We start from the raw sequence: 13055 nt of genomic DNA, 5'->3' as shown, positions 1-13055 counted from the left end.
TGCTGCCACGCGCGGTCAATGCGAGCTTGGTCATGATTCGTGTAGCCCGCATTCGACCTTGGACCGCCCTTTCCAGCGTCCGCTGCGCGGACCGGCCCCATTGGCCGGATTGGCGGTGCACGGCGCGCAGCCGATCGACGGATAGCCCTCGTCGACAAGCGGATTGAGGCCTGCCCTCGGAGACCGGCTCGGCAGAACCCTCGGAAAAGCCATTCACGCACTTGCTCATCGCGGGTCCGCCACCATCGTTCGAAGAGGGCCCCCCGGCCCGGCCACGCCGGCCGTCGCGTCTGCGCTACGGGCTGAACGGCTGAGGGCTAGATGCTTCTTCGCCGTTGATTCCTCGCTGATAACTCGCATCAAGACCGGCGCCATCCCAGTAGGGTATCCCACCCCACCCCGGGTGGGGCTGCCCAAGCGCCGTCCTTAACGCACGATTTACATGGCGGTCACGGCCGGGCGGCATAGTCGGCGGCGTGTTGTGTGGCCGGCAGCGCGAGCACGCGCCTGTTGTCGTGGTGGACCGAGGTGTGGTCGCCCAGGGGCAGGCGACGATCGGAACCGCAGCCCGTGCTGCGGATACTGCTACGCGGGCCGAGCGCCGCGCCTCGCTGCTGGGTCTGCGGGCACCGGCCCAGGGGGTCGGCCAACCTCGAACTATTGACCGGGTTATGCAAACCTCGCTCCCAATCCGCGCGGCGAGCTCGAACAGGCGATGACATACGTATGTAAGTGACATATAGTCGTGGCATGAGGACTGATCGCCAGCCGCGATGTCGATGTCGCACCGGCCCTGCCAGCTTTGAGGTCCGGGCCAAAGTCGAGCGGTTCGCCGAACCCGCCGTGCTGCTGTTATTGGCGGAACGGCCGAGCCACGGATACGAGATTGCAGAATCGCTGGAGGGCTTGCTCGCGGAAGGCAGAGTTGACTTCGGCAACCTCTACCGCCTCTTACGTTCGCTCGAGGCTGAAGGCCTCGTCAGCTCGTCGTGGAACGACGACCTGCCGGGGCCGCTCAAACGCACATACGCGCTCACCAGCGAGGGCGCTGCCCTGCTCGGCGCCTGGGCTGTGTCGCTGCGGGCCGCAGCGCAGCGGATCGACGCAGTGCTGCAGCGTTACGACACTATCGCCACGCGGATCGAACAGATCCAGGAAGGAGAGCAACAACCATGAGAACAAATCAGCGAGACGACGCCCAGCACTGGCCGGGTGATCAGTCGCAGGGTCCGCGCCGCAGGGGCGGCTGTGGCTGCGGATCACACGGGTCGGTGGAGGACACGGCGGAGGCGCGGCGCCGCGCACTCGAAGAGCACCAGCGCGACCTCGAGCAGAAGCTGGCTGACGTCGCCGAGCAGCTTCGCGATGTGTCCACTGACCAGCCCGCAGCAAGCGAGTGACTCCGCTTGCTGCACGGCATGCGTAAATCGTCTTGGATGACAACACGGACGAGGTGTCATCAACCCCGTGAGAAGGTTGACGCCTGAGCACGATTCGACCGTCGAGGTCGCCGGCGGACGGCTTGTTTCGCGCTTGGCGCACCTACCGATATCCGGTGGCTACGGCGGTCCGCCGGATCCCATCATGCCGCCGGAACCCATCATGTCTTGCATCATCGCGGGCATGCCGTCGCGCACGAAACCGGTGACCTCACGAGCATGGGCGCGGATGGCGGCGGTCAGCGCGGGATCGTCGGATGCTGCCTCGGCGATGACGCCTGTGGGCGTAAGTGTCAACTGTCGGCGGTAGCCACCGGCGTTGCGGAATAGCGTTGGCAGGCTCTGGCTCATACACAAGACTTCGGAGCCCTGGTCGACATGGGAGTACATGCTTGATACGCGCGCGTGCAGTTTGGCAGTGAGGTCGGCAGCGTTTGACTGGGTGATGGTACGCACACCGGCGGGGATCTCCTCGACTGTGCGTGTGATCTCGGTGTGTCGGTTGAACATGTCCCTGTAGAGGCCCATGTCGGCCGGCGCGGCACCCATCAAGCCGCTGCCGTCGGCCAGGCGGATGCGAAGCACGGGTGAGCCAAGGGTTTCGCGAAGCGCATACGCCGCGGATACCCATGACCGTGCGATAATCGTTAAGCCGAGAAATTCAGCGATATCCCCCACGAGCGCAGGCCCTCTCCGCAGATCCTCGGCTTAACGAAACCTCGGCATAATCAGTATTAAGCCGAATCCGGCTTAACTCCGATGCGGGCTCGCACTACACGTCTGTGCGGTTCGGCGAGACCCTCGCGCTCTCCGGGCTGGTGGCCTCGATCGGCACGGTCGGGGATGCCTTCGATAACGCTCTAGCCGAGACGACCATAGGGGCTGTACAAGACCGAAGCCGTCCGCGACGACACCTTTTCGCCGCGGCCCGTTGCACCGTCTGAGCGACGTTGAACTGCTCACCGCGCAGTGGGTGTACTGGTACAACACCGACCGGCTCATGCACCGCCTGGCCGCGTCCGACCCAGCGAGTACGAGAACGTCCACTACGCTACAAACGCGGCCCACTCAGAGGCTGCACACCCATAAACCGGTGTGCACCAAACCCGGGGCGATTGATAGTAGCCTAGCTCTCGGCGGCCGTCGGAATCCCTGCGCGATGCAGCAGCACACTTAGTGGACACCAGCCCACTGCCGCGTTGAGCAACAAGTTCGCGCCGACCCATCCCGCGAGGAGGCGCAGGAGCCCCGAATGCTCAGATCGCGCGGTCTGCGCGATCTGCGTTGCGAGCACTACAGTCCCGGCTACGAGGCTCACGATCCGCTCGATCGTCCATCCCTGTGGCTTGGGCATCCCGAACATGCCGGGCGCCGTCAACGCCTGGTCTTGCATGACATTTCTCCTTGTCAGTTCGTCTGCCCGACGCCGCGACTGGCAAGACAGGGCGAAGAAGCTTCCAGCTGGGTCTCGGTCGGCCGCGGTGACTCGCCTGAGCAGCTCTTGTTACTGCAGTCCAGCAGACCGGATGCCACGATCATGAACCCAGCCCGGTGCGGGAGACCGCCGCGAGCTGGGTGATTACTTCTTTGCAGTCGGGGCCTTGCTCGATTATGGCGATCACCCCGGCGAGTTGACCCTGCGCGCGCCGCAATCGGTTGAGCACCGCGGTGATGGTGTCCTCGTCGCCGAACATTGAATTCCCATCTCCAGTAGACCTCCCAGATACTACCCCAGGGGGTATCTGGCGTCATCTTCCCGACCCGCTTGAATACCTGTACGGGTATTGGTATGGTGCCAGTCATTGGGCGGGTGCAGTCACACCACGAGTTGTTCACGGCGTATCCGTCTATCCGACCTGATCGATCCGGATCATCTCGGACATTGCTCAAGCATTAGCCCCGCCAACGCCTCTCGGAGCAACGGCTTGTATGCCGCCGTCTGCGACGTGTCCGCCTGTCCCCCGAGGCCAACCCGATGCTGCTGGTCGGCCGGCCAGCAGCTTCCACGCCCTACGTGTCAACGTTCTTGCCTGTCGATATCGCTTGATATCATGTGGTGATGAGTGACGTGTTGATCCGCGACGTTCCTGACGATGTACTCGCTGGGCTCGATGCGCGAGCTGCCGAGTTGGGCTTGTCGCGCGTTGAGTACATTCGCCGTCGCCTTGCTCAAGACGCTCGCGCGCTACGCGTGTCGGTCACCCACGAAGACCTTCATCGGATGGGGCGCAACGTCGCGGGCCTCGCCGACGACGACCTGATGCGTCAGGCCTGGCAATGACGGAAGCGCCATGGCTGATCGACAAATCGGCCCTGGCGCGCCTCGCGCATAGCCACGAGCCAGAGATCTGGAGCAATCGAATCGAGCGCGGCCTGGTCCATATCAGCAATCTGACCCGTCTGGAAGTCGGGTATTCGGCTCAGTCCGGTGACGTCGCTCGACGTGAGTTCCGCGAATCCCCTTTGGCTGCAATGCCAGTTGAGTACCTGACCCCGAAAATTGAAGACCGCGCATTGCAAGTCCAGCTGCTGCTGGCCGATCGAGGCCAACACCGAGGGCCGTCGATCCCCGATCTCATCATCGCGGCCACCGCCGAGCTGGCGGGATTGATCGTCCTGCACGTCGACAAAGACTTCGACACCATCGCCGCGATAACCGGACAACCCGTAACGCGGCTTGCCTACAGCAGCAGTCCGTAAGTAGCGACCGCCGGCTTCGCCGAATCGCGGCCAGAATAGGAAGGTCATGACACCACGCGGGCTTCCCCTCAGCGACGAAACGCGATCCGACGTGGGGCAGGCTGAATCTGATTCAATCCCCGATTGGTTCAACGGCTTTCTGCTTGATCGCCAGACTCGTAAGCCCTCCGCGCACACCATGAAGACGTACCGGCAAGACTTCACCGCCATCGCGAGTCTGATCACCGCCAGCCAACCAGCGAGCATGAACGTAGTTGACATAAATAAAGATTCGATGCGGGCCGCGTACGCTCAGGGACACGAAGCTGCCTCGATCCGGCACTCCTGGTCGACCTGGAACTTGTTGTGCACATTCCTTTACACAAGCGAGCAGCTCGAGGCCAACCCCATGCAGCTCGTCGGCCGGCCCGAGGTGGCCAAAAGCCTGCCCAAGTCGTTGCCTCGCAGCGCCGTCGAGGCACTGCTGGCCACCGTCGCCAAGGACCGCGATTCCACACGCACCACCGACTGGGCCGAACGCGACCTGGCCATAATGCTCACGGCACTGCTGGGCCGGGCTGCGGGCTGAGGAGCTGTGCCGAGCCAACGTCGGGGACATACGCACCACCGTCGACGGAGCCGGAGCCATCCACATCAAAGGCAAGGGCGGTAAGGCGCGCACCGTACCCATCGAAGCCGAGCTTGTGGCCGTCATCGACACCTACCTCGAGACCCGAGCAGTACGCCATCCCGGATCCGCAAAGCGCCAGGCCGCAGCGTATTCGGGATTTGCTCGTTGGCCGGCGGATAGCCCATTGTTCGTAGGCCGCGACGGTCAACGGCTCACTCAATCGACATTGCAATCACGCATCAAGCGGGCTTTCAAACGCGCCGGCCCTGAAGCCCATCCCGTCCCCGGGGCCCTGGTCCACGGCCTGCGCCACACCTACGCCACCGAACTCGCCAGTTCTGACGTCAGCGTCTACACGCTGATGAAGCTGTTGGGTCACGAGTCCATGGTCACCTCGCAGCTACGTTACCGCGGCGGGCAGCGAAACACGCAGTGCCGCAGCACGCAACCCGCTGTACGGGCTAATCACCGAGGGAAACACGCCACGGGGTTCCGGTGATTCCTCGAGGGCAGACGTCGAATTTCTGGACCCGCCCATCGGAAAGTGACGTGAGAATCGACATCACCTGTCCGCCAACGTTATTCGGCGACTACAGCCAGGCGTGGATTGACCAGCGCCCGATCAGTGGCCGCACCCGTGCCCGTTACCGGGCACTGCTGAACAAGCACATTCTGCCGACCTTCGCCACGACGGCTTTGCCCGACATCAGCCCCGCTGCCGTGGCGCATTGGTATGCCGTCACCGCCACCAGTACGCCGACCACCCGGGTCCAGGCCTACTCATTGCTGCGGACGATCATGCAGGATGCGTTGATCCGCAACCTGATCGATACCAATCCCTGCCAGGATCCAGAGGTCAAGACCTCTGGGCGCGCCGAAGCCGTGCGCCCCGCAACGGCCGAGGAACTCGAAGTGATCGCCGCGGCGATGCCGGCACGCTACCAAGCCATCGTCCCTATGGCAGCCTGGTTAGCGATGCCGTTTAGCGAGTTAGGAGAGCTGCGGCGCAAAGACATTGACCTCGACGCGCAAGTATCGTGCGCGTACGCCGCGCGGTCGCGTTGATCAACCGGCGCTTCCAGGTCACGACACCGAAAAGCACTCTTGGAATCCGAGATATCCCAATCCCGCACAAGCTGGGTCCGAGAATCGCCGCCCACCTTCGTCGACACGTCGAGCCGCATCGCGAGGCTCTGCTGTTTCCTTCAGTTCTCGATAACGGCCGGCACCTGTCTCCGTCGGTCCTGTACCGGATGTTTGACGAAGCGCGTGCCGCTGCCGGCCACCCGGATCTCCGGGTGCCTGATTTGCGGCGCTCTCGGGAGCTACTCCTTGAGCAACATGGCGAGGACGACGGCTAACCGTTTTGCCCGATGTTGACACCGGTTCTGTTGGCGCCGTTGCCGTTGAGTTGTCGGTCGGTTGCCCGGTTGCGTCACCGGCGGTGTCGCGGGTTTTTGTTGCGTGCCCCTCCCCCGCCGGCGCCACCGTTGTCGCCGTTGGGTCCGGTGATACCAGCCCTGGCGGCCTCCGCCGCTCCGCCGCCGGCGCCGCTAATAGCGGCTGTTCCGGCACCAGCTTCGGCTTGGCCGCTAATTAATACGTGCGAAATGGCGCCCTCGCAGCCCTCGTAGCTAGGTCTAGAAAGCTCACCGGTCGATCGGTGGGATGTATCCGGCGATGCAGGCCGTGGTGGAGCGCGTTGATGTCGCAGCGGGCAAGACCGCCCCTTCAGCCCCAGGTTGAGGTCAAAGACTTCGGCCGATCTTTGATCGATGCTGGACGCTTTGTACGTGGAATACTCGCGTCCCTGACCGTCAACGAGCGTCTGAACACACGCATTGATTGTCGCCGGATGTGCCCCGACGTTGGTCAAGTCCAGGGACGTGGTGTACGACGTCGATCGTGTGATTCTTCGATTTCGTGGGTTAGGCAATTAGTGCCGCTGGTGTGACCTCCTGTTCTGCTGGTGCCTTTGTGGTCGGCTCGTGATTTGCTGAGGACGTCGAGGCGGAGGTAGCGGCGGGATTCGGTCCATTCGTCGTGTTGTTCGGTCAGGACCGCGCCGACGAGACGGATCAACGCTGAGCGGTCGGGAAGATACCGACGACGTCGGTGCGTCGCCGGATTCCTTTGTGAGTCGCTCCTTTATCAACTTCGCGATCGCCGACCCGCCGCTGAAACTAGTCCTGCTGGAGAACCTGGGCCAGGGTGGCACCCTGAATCATCTCGGGGTCGAGGTCGAATCCAGTGACGTCAATTGATCTGAGGTAACTCACACGCACCACCCATGTTTTCCCGATCAATCGCCAATGCCCTTGCCGAACTGGCGCACCGCACTAGCAGCGAGCTGGACTTGCAGTAACCAGCGTCTTTGCGCGGAAAGTATTCGTCCATTCCGCATCCAACCGGTACCAAAAGTGCTGATAATGAACCCCTAGCTCGGAGGGGTCACATGTCATTTCTTACTGCATCAACCGCAACGATGACCGCCGCGGGCGCGGATCTCGCGGGCATCGAATCAGCTCTGCGTCAGGCCAACCGGGCGGCAGCCGCCGCGACGACGGGAGTGCTGCCCGCAGCCGCTGACGAGGTATCGACGGCCATCGCGACGTTGTTCGGTGGCCACGGCCTGTCGTACCAGTCGCTCAGCGCGCGTGCCGCGGCAGTTCAACAGGAATTTGCGCAGCTTCTCAACGCCAGCGCAGACGCGTACGCGACCGCCGAGTCGGCCAATGCCGCACAGACGCTGCTGGACGTGGTTAATGCCCCGACGCGGGGTTGCTGGGGCGGCCGTTGATCGGTGATGGCGCGAATGGCGCCGCCGGCAGCGGCGCCAACGGTGGCGCCGGCGGACTGCTCTGGGGCAACGGCGGTAACGGCGGATCAGGGCGATCCGGTCAGGTCGGCGGGACGGGCGGCAGCGCGGGATTGTTCGGCATTGGCGGGGTTGGCGGTGCGGGCGGGGCCGGCGCGCTGGGGGGCACAGGTGGTTCCGGGGGCTGGCTGGGCGGCAATGGCGGTGCCGGCGGGCAGGGTGGGGCGGCCGTGGCGGGCGTCAACGGCGGTGCGCCCGGGCGAGGTGGCAACGGGGGCAGCGCGATGCTGTTCGGCTCCGGAGGCGCCGGCGGCCAGGGCGGCCGGGTCTGGCCGGGGCCATCGGGGACAACCCGGTTATCACCGTTCAGGCTGCCACCGGCAGCACCGGCGGAACCATCTTCAACAGCGCCACCGGAGGCGCCTATGGTTCCACCGGTGGCGACGGCGCCTCCGCGGGCGCCGGCGTTACCGGAGGCACGGGCGGTACCGGCGGTGAGGCAAACGCCTCGTCCGGCAATGAAGCGATATCCGGCAATGGGGGCACGGGCGGTGCCGGCGGCAACGGAGGAGCCGGCGGAGCGAGTGGAAAAGCTTCCGCAACCGGTACGAACGCTGTCGCCACCAGCGGTGATGGCGGCAACGGGACGAATGGTGGGGCTCCCGGCGGATCGGGCGGCGACGGCGGCAACGCGGGCAACGCCTCCACATTTGGCGCTAATTCAATTGCCCAAGGCGGCGCCGGTGGGTCCGGCGGCGCGGCGGCGGCAGGTATGTCGGGCGGCGCCGCCGGTGCGGGGGGCGCGGGCGGTACCGGTGGCCGTGGCGGCCTGCTGGTCGGTGCGGGAGGTGCAGGTGGCGTCGGCGGCAACGGCGGCGATGGCGGCGTCGGAGCAACTGGCGGCGTAGGCGGCGACGGCGGCAGGGGGGCATTGGCCGGTGATAGCGGCGGCCAGCGGGCCGTTGCCGGTAACGGTGGGAACGCCGGTGCCGGTGGCGCCGGCGGCGTCGGCGGTACCGGCGGGGCCGGTGGCGCGGGCGGTAACGGCGGTGCAGGCGGGCTCTTCGGTGATGGCGGCGCCGGCGGCGATGCCGGTGTGGGCGGCCACGGCGGCCACGGCGGGACTGGGGGCGCCGGCGGCGTCGGCGGCGGCGGCGGCAACATCATCGGCGGTTCTGCCGGTGCCACGTTCGGCGGCGACGCGGGCAATGGCGGCACTGGCGGCGCCGGCGGCGACGGCGGCACCGGTGGCGGCAGCGGAACCGGTGGTCTCGGTGGCGCTGGCGGACTGTTCGGCCAGATGGGCATTTCGGGTGGCGCCGGCGGCGGCGGAACCGGCGGGGCAGGTGGCAGCGGAGTCATCGGCGGTGGGGCAGGCACCCCCGGAACGGGGGGAACGCCCGGCGGCAGTGGGACCGCCGGCGGCAAGGGCGCCGATGGTTTGTCCGGTAAAGCCGGCTGACCGGAGTCTGGACTAGGGCCTGACCGCCGGCATGGCGAGCTCGTCCGGCGGCACCAGATGCCCTTTGCTGCAGCGGCTTTCGCCCCCGACATCGGCGCGGCCTTCCAGGTGGGTGAGGCGTAGCTGCCGGTGCTTGCCGGGCAGATGGCGTTGGCGGCAAGAGATGGTCCCGCCGAAGTTGCGGGGCGGTCGCGGCCAAGGGCCTTGGCGAGAGTCGTTGCTAGAGACAACGTGGGTGATCGCGCCAGATCGAAGGTCTCATCCCCGCCAATCCAGTCCATCGCCTAGTAATCACGAACACGAGAGACATTCCCCCGCAGCGCATCACACATGGGCGTCGAACTACGCGACCAAAGGCCGTCCTCCGCCTGCATACCTTGACCCGTTACCTGCGAACCCCCCCTCTAGGTACAGAATATCGACCTCGACCGATATCGCAGAGACATCGGCCTCACGACGGTCTCGCGTTGTGGAACTGTTTTTTCGCACATCAGGCAGACCAACAGCACCCCACAAACCGGTTACCGAACGTGCCCACAGACGGTTTGCAGCGAGTGACCCAAGAGGCGGAAACTCCGCGCCGGGACCGCAAGCGTATGTCTTGCGGATTACTGCGAGATTAAGACTTTGGCCCCTACCCGAGTGACTTTAGTCCCTACCCCCCGAGGGTATTCTGTGGCAAAATCACACGGCATGACGCAAACGAACGAGTCCAGCGAGCCGCCGGCTGCGGCAGTACAGCCTTCCGTTCACGATCACTCCCGTAGACCTAGCCGGGTGGATCAGATCTGGTCTGTGGTTGCAATCGCCGCCGGTGTCGTCTTCATCGTGACTGTGATCTTTTTCTGGGGCTTCTTCTTGGGCCGAGCCACGGACGGCCCCAACGGCGGGCACCGAGTCTCCGGCGGCGCGGGTGATAGCAGCTGTCCGATGATGGGATCCGGCGGTGGCATGCGACCTGGGACCATGGGTCCGGGAGGTTCGATGGAACCTCATCAATCGGCGACGCCGACTCCACAACCGACGACGCATCCATAGATGCCAGATTTCTTGCTGGGTAGCTGATTTGGCCTTGGCGGACGGACTCATTTCGAACCTGGCCCGAGTTAACTCCGGCCGAAACAGACCTCAGAAAGGGGTTAGGAAGATGAATAAGAAACGCCGCCAGCAAATCGGCTTTGCGGTCGCCAGCGTGGGCGCAACTGCGGGGCTCATGCTCATGGTACTTCCGCTTGTTCCGCAGGTCAGTGCCAACCTCGACAATGCCGCGATGGCCGAGATGGGCATGCTGCCGGAAATGCCCGTCCCTCATGTAATGCGGTACGGTGCGATCGCTTACTCGCCAAGCACCGGTGCGTGGGGCACATCGCGGGGCTACCAAGTCAAATTGCGAGCTGAACGAGTCGCATTGGACCAGTGCGGTGAAAATGACTGCCGAGTCATCATCAGCTTCAACCTCTGCGGCGCGGTCGCCTCTGACGGCTCGAATTACCAAGGCGGAACTGGCCTCTCACGTCAAGCGGCAGAACAAGACGCGTTGAACAGGCTCGGCGGCGGGAGAGTCGTCAACTCGGTGTGCAACTGAGCTGCCAGAGTTTGTCTTCCAAATTGCTTCAAACTGGACAAACGCGCTTGTGCAGACACCGCCGGAGCGGGTACTGAGACAGTTTGAATCAGTTCGCCGGCTCCCACCGACGGAGGGGTACCCCAGAGTCGCTAGTCGTCGATTGGTCCGGTCTCCCTGCGATCCCGTGTACCGGGACTTCAATGCTGTTGGTATTTCTGGTGATCGGTGCCGCGGAACCTTCGAGTCCTTCGCCCGCGGAACCATCAACGCCGCTGCGCTGTGGACTGCGTCCGGCGCCGGCGACGTCAAGTAACCTAGCCCAATAGCATCCCTATTTCTGGGGCACCGGCGATCTCGAACGGAACTGGCGGCGCTGTTTCATCGGATACCGAAGCGCGGAAAGGCGCACCCCTTGCTCCGGATCACCCAGGCGGCCTTCCGTAAAACAACTTCGCCACAGTGCCTTTGCGGTCGGTCGGGTGAGTGCTCGCGAAGCTGGCCCGACAATCGCGTGTACTAGCGGGAGGCAATCACTGGATGCTTGATGGAAAACGGGCGATCACACCATGCCGTCTTCCACGAGCTGCGTACCCGTTCAACGAAGGAAAGACTGACGCTAGCCTGATTTGTCCACGTAGACAACATAACTCTTGACGATGGTACCCCATGGGGGTACATTGGTGCGCTATGAAGAGAGTTTAGTTCCTGCCGCAGACCCGACAGCTGCTCCTGGTTCAACTCAGCATATCGATGCCGCCGCATACGTAGCTTCTCTTGGCCCAGCCTGGCCGGTATGTGCGACCAGCTGCGACAGCAAGCGACCAACGACAACGGTGGTTTGGCCGACGCGATCCAGGACTGCAGGTGCAATCTGTCGGCAGTCATTGTCCTCCTTGAGATGTGGATCATCGTCGCCCCTGCCCCTGCCCCTGGGCGAATCATCACCGAATAAGCGCTGCAACGACGTCGCAGTCGCCCTAAAACCAGCGCAGGCAAGACCCGTAGGCGCCGCTGCACCAGCTAGAGCGCCTACATCGCAGAGAGACCACGACCATGTTCAACAGAATCAACACCCATGTCGGCGCGCTCGTCACCACATTGGCAGTAGTCACCAGCACCGCAATTCTGCACGGCGGCACGGCAGCGGCCGACCCAAACCAGGACGACCAGTTTCTGGCCCTGCTCGAAAAAAAGGAAATCCCCGCCGTCGCAAACGCGCCCAGGGTCATCAACGCAGCTCAAAAGGTTTGTCTCAAACTCGACGGCGGCACGGCAGTGGACGACTTAATCGAGGCGTTACGCAACGATGCGTACAACATGGACCCAACCTTGCGCCGTTTCCCCCCCGCTCGACTTACAACCACTATGACTCGATTCATCACTGCGGCCGTGGAAGTCTACTGCCCATACGACTGGGGCGCAATAGCTTCCTTGGTGCCTGGTTCGGCGCGGGGACCGGATCGACCGATGGATCGCGTCGGCGGCTACGCGCACCACACGGTCAATTCAGGAACGGATATCCTGGAACGGCGCGCAGCGCCGTACATCGGATCGTACGCCCGGCCAGAGCCCGCAAGTGACAACGTGGTCGGGTTTCTGGCGGAAATGCTCGGAGAGACTTTGGCATCCGACCGCCAAACGAAACCCGTTCACGACCCACTGCCGGCCTGGCTCGTCGGCGCGCAACCAGCGGGCGATCCCCACCCACCGAACCCGCCACAGACTGCGGCTCCGCCGCCGCCGACGGCGCATATCGTGACACCACTCCCGCAAGTCGAGGCGCCGACCCCGCCAAGGCACTCTCCGCCACCACCGCAAGGGCCGCCGCCACCGCCGCAAGAGCCGCCACCGGCGCAAGAGCCGCCGCCGCCTCCCCAGCAGATGCCGACACCAATTCCTCCTGAGCCCTTGCCTCCACCACCAGTGGTTGAGCCACCGGACGCTGTTCAGCCGGGCGGTGGCGGCGGCAGTGGTGGCGGCGGTGGTGACGGCGGAGGCGGAGGCGGCGGAGCGGGCAGCGGTTCTGGCGGTGGCGGCGGTTCGACGAAGCCATCACCGGAGCGGCCTAGTCCGCCCGGCCTGATAAGGCTCGCACCCTGAAACAGCCTGACGTCACCAAGATGGATCTTCAAATCGTTGGCATCGCGCAAGTGGCGGCGCGCAACGCCACTTCCTGCAACACCGGTGAGAGCAACACCATACTCGTGGGCACCGCACATGCACGGAATGCGCTCGGCCGCTTGCATACGACGGCGGAAACTGCTATTTGACAGCGTATTTCGATAGTGCCCCTCTGCGCGGTCCCGCATACAGAGCAGCGCAAGTCGGCCCTGGGTCGGCGAGCACCAGCAGCGGCGGTGCCAGAATCCAGCGGCTGATCGAGATGACCAGTTCGCGGCGTCCGGTGAGCAATTCCCATCTTCAGGGACTTTAGTCCCTACCCCCGTGGGGTATATTGC

The 13055-nt window shown here is 64.3% G+C and carries 11 protein-coding genes and 8 pseudogenes; 13 read left to right on the top strand and 6 right to left on the bottom strand.

Features of this window, described 5'->3' with window-relative positions; all coding sequences use genetic code 11:
- Window positions 1–30 precede the first annotated feature (30 nt).
- Window positions 31–168: pseudogene (locus tag AC5Y7D_RS24710) on the bottom strand (phosphoadenylyl-sulfate reductase); the annotation flags it as partial.
- Between the two features lie 582 nt (window positions 169–750).
- Between AC5Y7D_RS24710 and AC5Y7D_RS24705 the strand changes: the two are divergent.
- Both AC5Y7D_RS24705 and AC5Y7D_RS24700 read left to right on the top strand, forming a co-directional pair.
- Complete coding sequence (locus AC5Y7D_RS24705) at window positions 751–1176, top strand: PadR family transcriptional regulator (RefSeq protein WP_499928460.1); 426 nt, start codon at window positions 751–753, stop codon at window positions 1174–1176.
- Complete coding sequence (locus AC5Y7D_RS24700; protein ID WP_499928459.1) at window positions 1173–1400, top strand: hypothetical protein; 228 nt, start codon at window positions 1173–1175, stop codon at window positions 1398–1400. The genes AC5Y7D_RS24705 and AC5Y7D_RS24700 overlap by 4 nt, the downstream gene beginning before the upstream one ends.
- Window positions 1401–1559: 159 nt before the next feature.
- On the opposite strand, the gene AC5Y7D_RS24695 is transcribed toward AC5Y7D_RS24700, so the two are convergent.
- Window positions 1560–2108: a hypothetical protein gene (locus AC5Y7D_RS24695; protein ID WP_499928513.1), complete on the bottom strand. Its 549-nt coding sequence runs from the start codon at window positions 2106–2108 to the stop codon at window positions 1560–1562.
- An 83-nt stretch (window positions 2109–2191) separates the two neighbouring features.
- Here AC5Y7D_RS24695 and AC5Y7D_RS24690 point away from each other — a divergent pair.
- Window positions 2192–2469, top strand: a pseudogene (locus AC5Y7D_RS24690) (IS3-like element ISMysp3 family transposase); the annotation flags it as partial.
- 96 nt (window positions 2470–2565) lie between these two features.
- Here the strand turns inward: AC5Y7D_RS24690 and AC5Y7D_RS24685 are convergent.
- Window positions 2566–2832: a YgaP family membrane protein gene (locus AC5Y7D_RS24685; protein WP_499928458.1), complete on the bottom strand. Its 267-nt coding sequence runs from the start codon at window positions 2830–2832 to the stop codon at window positions 2566–2568.
- A 14-nt stretch (window positions 2833–2846) separates the two neighbouring features.
- Window positions 2847–3133: pseudogene (locus tag AC5Y7D_RS24680) on the bottom strand (metal-sensitive transcriptional regulator).
- A gap of 365 nt (window positions 3134–3498) precedes the next feature.
- On the opposite strand from AC5Y7D_RS24680, the gene vapB reads away from it, so the two are divergent.
- The 5 genes from vapB to AC5Y7D_RS24655 all read left to right on the top strand — a co-directional run bounded on the left by vapB (window position 3499) and on the right by AC5Y7D_RS24655 (window position 5814).
- Entirely contained in the window at window positions 3499–3720 is a 222-nt protein-coding gene (vapB, locus tag AC5Y7D_RS24675; protein ID WP_499928457.1) for a type II toxin-antitoxin system VapB family antitoxin, read from the top strand.
- A complete protein-coding gene (locus tag AC5Y7D_RS24670) occupies window positions 3717–4139 on the top strand; it encodes a PIN domain nuclease (protein WP_499928456.1) in 423 nt (140 codons plus the stop codon). Before vapB ends, AC5Y7D_RS24670 begins: the two co-directional genes overlap by 4 nt.
- Before the next feature lie 91 nt (window positions 4140–4230).
- Window positions 4231–4707: a hypothetical protein gene (locus AC5Y7D_RS24665; RefSeq protein ID WP_499928455.1), complete on the top strand. Its 477-nt coding sequence runs from the start codon at window positions 4231–4233 to the stop codon at window positions 4705–4707.
- Window positions 4697–5248: a tyrosine-type recombinase/integrase gene (locus AC5Y7D_RS24660; protein WP_499928512.1), complete on the top strand. Its 552-nt coding sequence runs from the start codon at window positions 4697–4699 to the stop codon at window positions 5246–5248. The genes AC5Y7D_RS24665 and AC5Y7D_RS24660 overlap by 11 nt, the downstream gene beginning before the upstream one ends.
- A gap of 50 nt (window positions 5249–5298) precedes the next feature.
- Window positions 5299–5814, top strand: a complete 516-nt coding sequence (locus AC5Y7D_RS24655) for a tyrosine-type recombinase/integrase (protein WP_499928454.1) — start codon at window positions 5299–5301, stop codon at window positions 5812–5814.
- An 863-nt stretch (window positions 5815–6677) separates the two neighbouring features.
- Here AC5Y7D_RS24655 and AC5Y7D_RS24650 read toward each other — a convergent pair.
- Window positions 6678–6887, bottom strand: a pseudogene (locus AC5Y7D_RS24650) (transposase); the annotation flags it as partial.
- Between the two features lie 9 nt (window positions 6888–6896).
- Here AC5Y7D_RS24650 and AC5Y7D_RS24645 point away from each other — a divergent pair.
- Both AC5Y7D_RS24645 and AC5Y7D_RS24640 read left to right on the top strand, forming a co-directional pair.
- A pseudogene (locus tag AC5Y7D_RS24645) lies at window positions 6897–7004 on the top strand (ArsI/CadI family heavy metal resistance metalloenzyme); the annotation flags it as partial.
- A gap of 200 nt (window positions 7005–7204) precedes the next feature.
- Window positions 7205–9029 (top strand): annotated as a pseudogene (locus AC5Y7D_RS24640) (PE family protein).
- Between the two features lie 12 nt (window positions 9030–9041).
- On the opposite strand, the pseudogene AC5Y7D_RS24635 reads toward AC5Y7D_RS24640, so the two are convergent.
- Window positions 9042–9182: pseudogene (locus tag AC5Y7D_RS24635) on the bottom strand (winged helix-turn-helix transcriptional regulator); the annotation flags it as partial.
- 994 nt (window positions 9183–10176) lie between these two features.
- Here AC5Y7D_RS24635 and AC5Y7D_RS24630 point away from each other — a divergent pair.
- From AC5Y7D_RS24630 to AC5Y7D_RS24620, 3 genes and pseudogenes are all read left to right on the top strand, one after another.
- Window positions 10177–10614, top strand: coding sequence for a DUF4189 domain-containing protein (locus AC5Y7D_RS24630; RefSeq protein ID WP_499928453.1), 438 nt, complete (start codon window positions 10177–10179; stop codon window positions 10612–10614).
- A gap of 1035 nt (window positions 10615–11649) precedes the next feature.
- Window positions 11650–11991: pseudogene (locus AC5Y7D_RS24625) on the top strand (DUF732 domain-containing protein); the annotation flags it as partial.
- Window positions 11992–12519: 528 nt separating this feature from the next.
- Window positions 12520–12696, top strand: coding sequence for a hypothetical protein (locus AC5Y7D_RS24620; protein ID WP_499928518.1), 177 nt, complete (start codon window positions 12520–12522; stop codon window positions 12694–12696).
- The last annotated feature ends 359 nt before the right edge of the window (window positions 12697–13055 follow it).

The organism is Mycobacterium sp. NGS49, from assembly GCF_059812565.1.
This window is presented reverse-complemented; position numbering and strand designations above follow the sequence as displayed.

Coding starts and splice junctions, on each gene's coding strand:
- AC5Y7D_RS24705 (WP_499928460.1), top strand. CDS start 751: ATGAGGACTGATCGCCAGCCGCGATGTCGATGTCGCACCGGCCCTGCC.
- AC5Y7D_RS24700 (WP_499928459.1), top strand. CDS start 1,173: ATGAGAACAAATCAGCGAGACGACGCCCAGCACTGGCCGGGTGATCAG.
- AC5Y7D_RS24685 (WP_499928458.1), bottom strand. CDS start 2,832: ATGCAAGACCAGGCGTTGACGGCGCCCGGCATGTTCGGGATGCCCAAG.
- vapB (WP_499928457.1), top strand. CDS start 3,499: ATGAGTGACGTGTTGATCCGCGACGTTCCTGACGATGTACTCGCTGGG.
- AC5Y7D_RS24670 (WP_499928456.1), top strand. CDS start 3,717: ATGACGGAAGCGCCATGGCTGATCGACAAATCGGCCCTGGCGCGCCTC.
- AC5Y7D_RS24630 (WP_499928453.1), top strand. CDS start 10,177: ATGAATAAGAAACGCCGCCAGCAAATCGGCTTTGCGGTCGCCAGCGTG.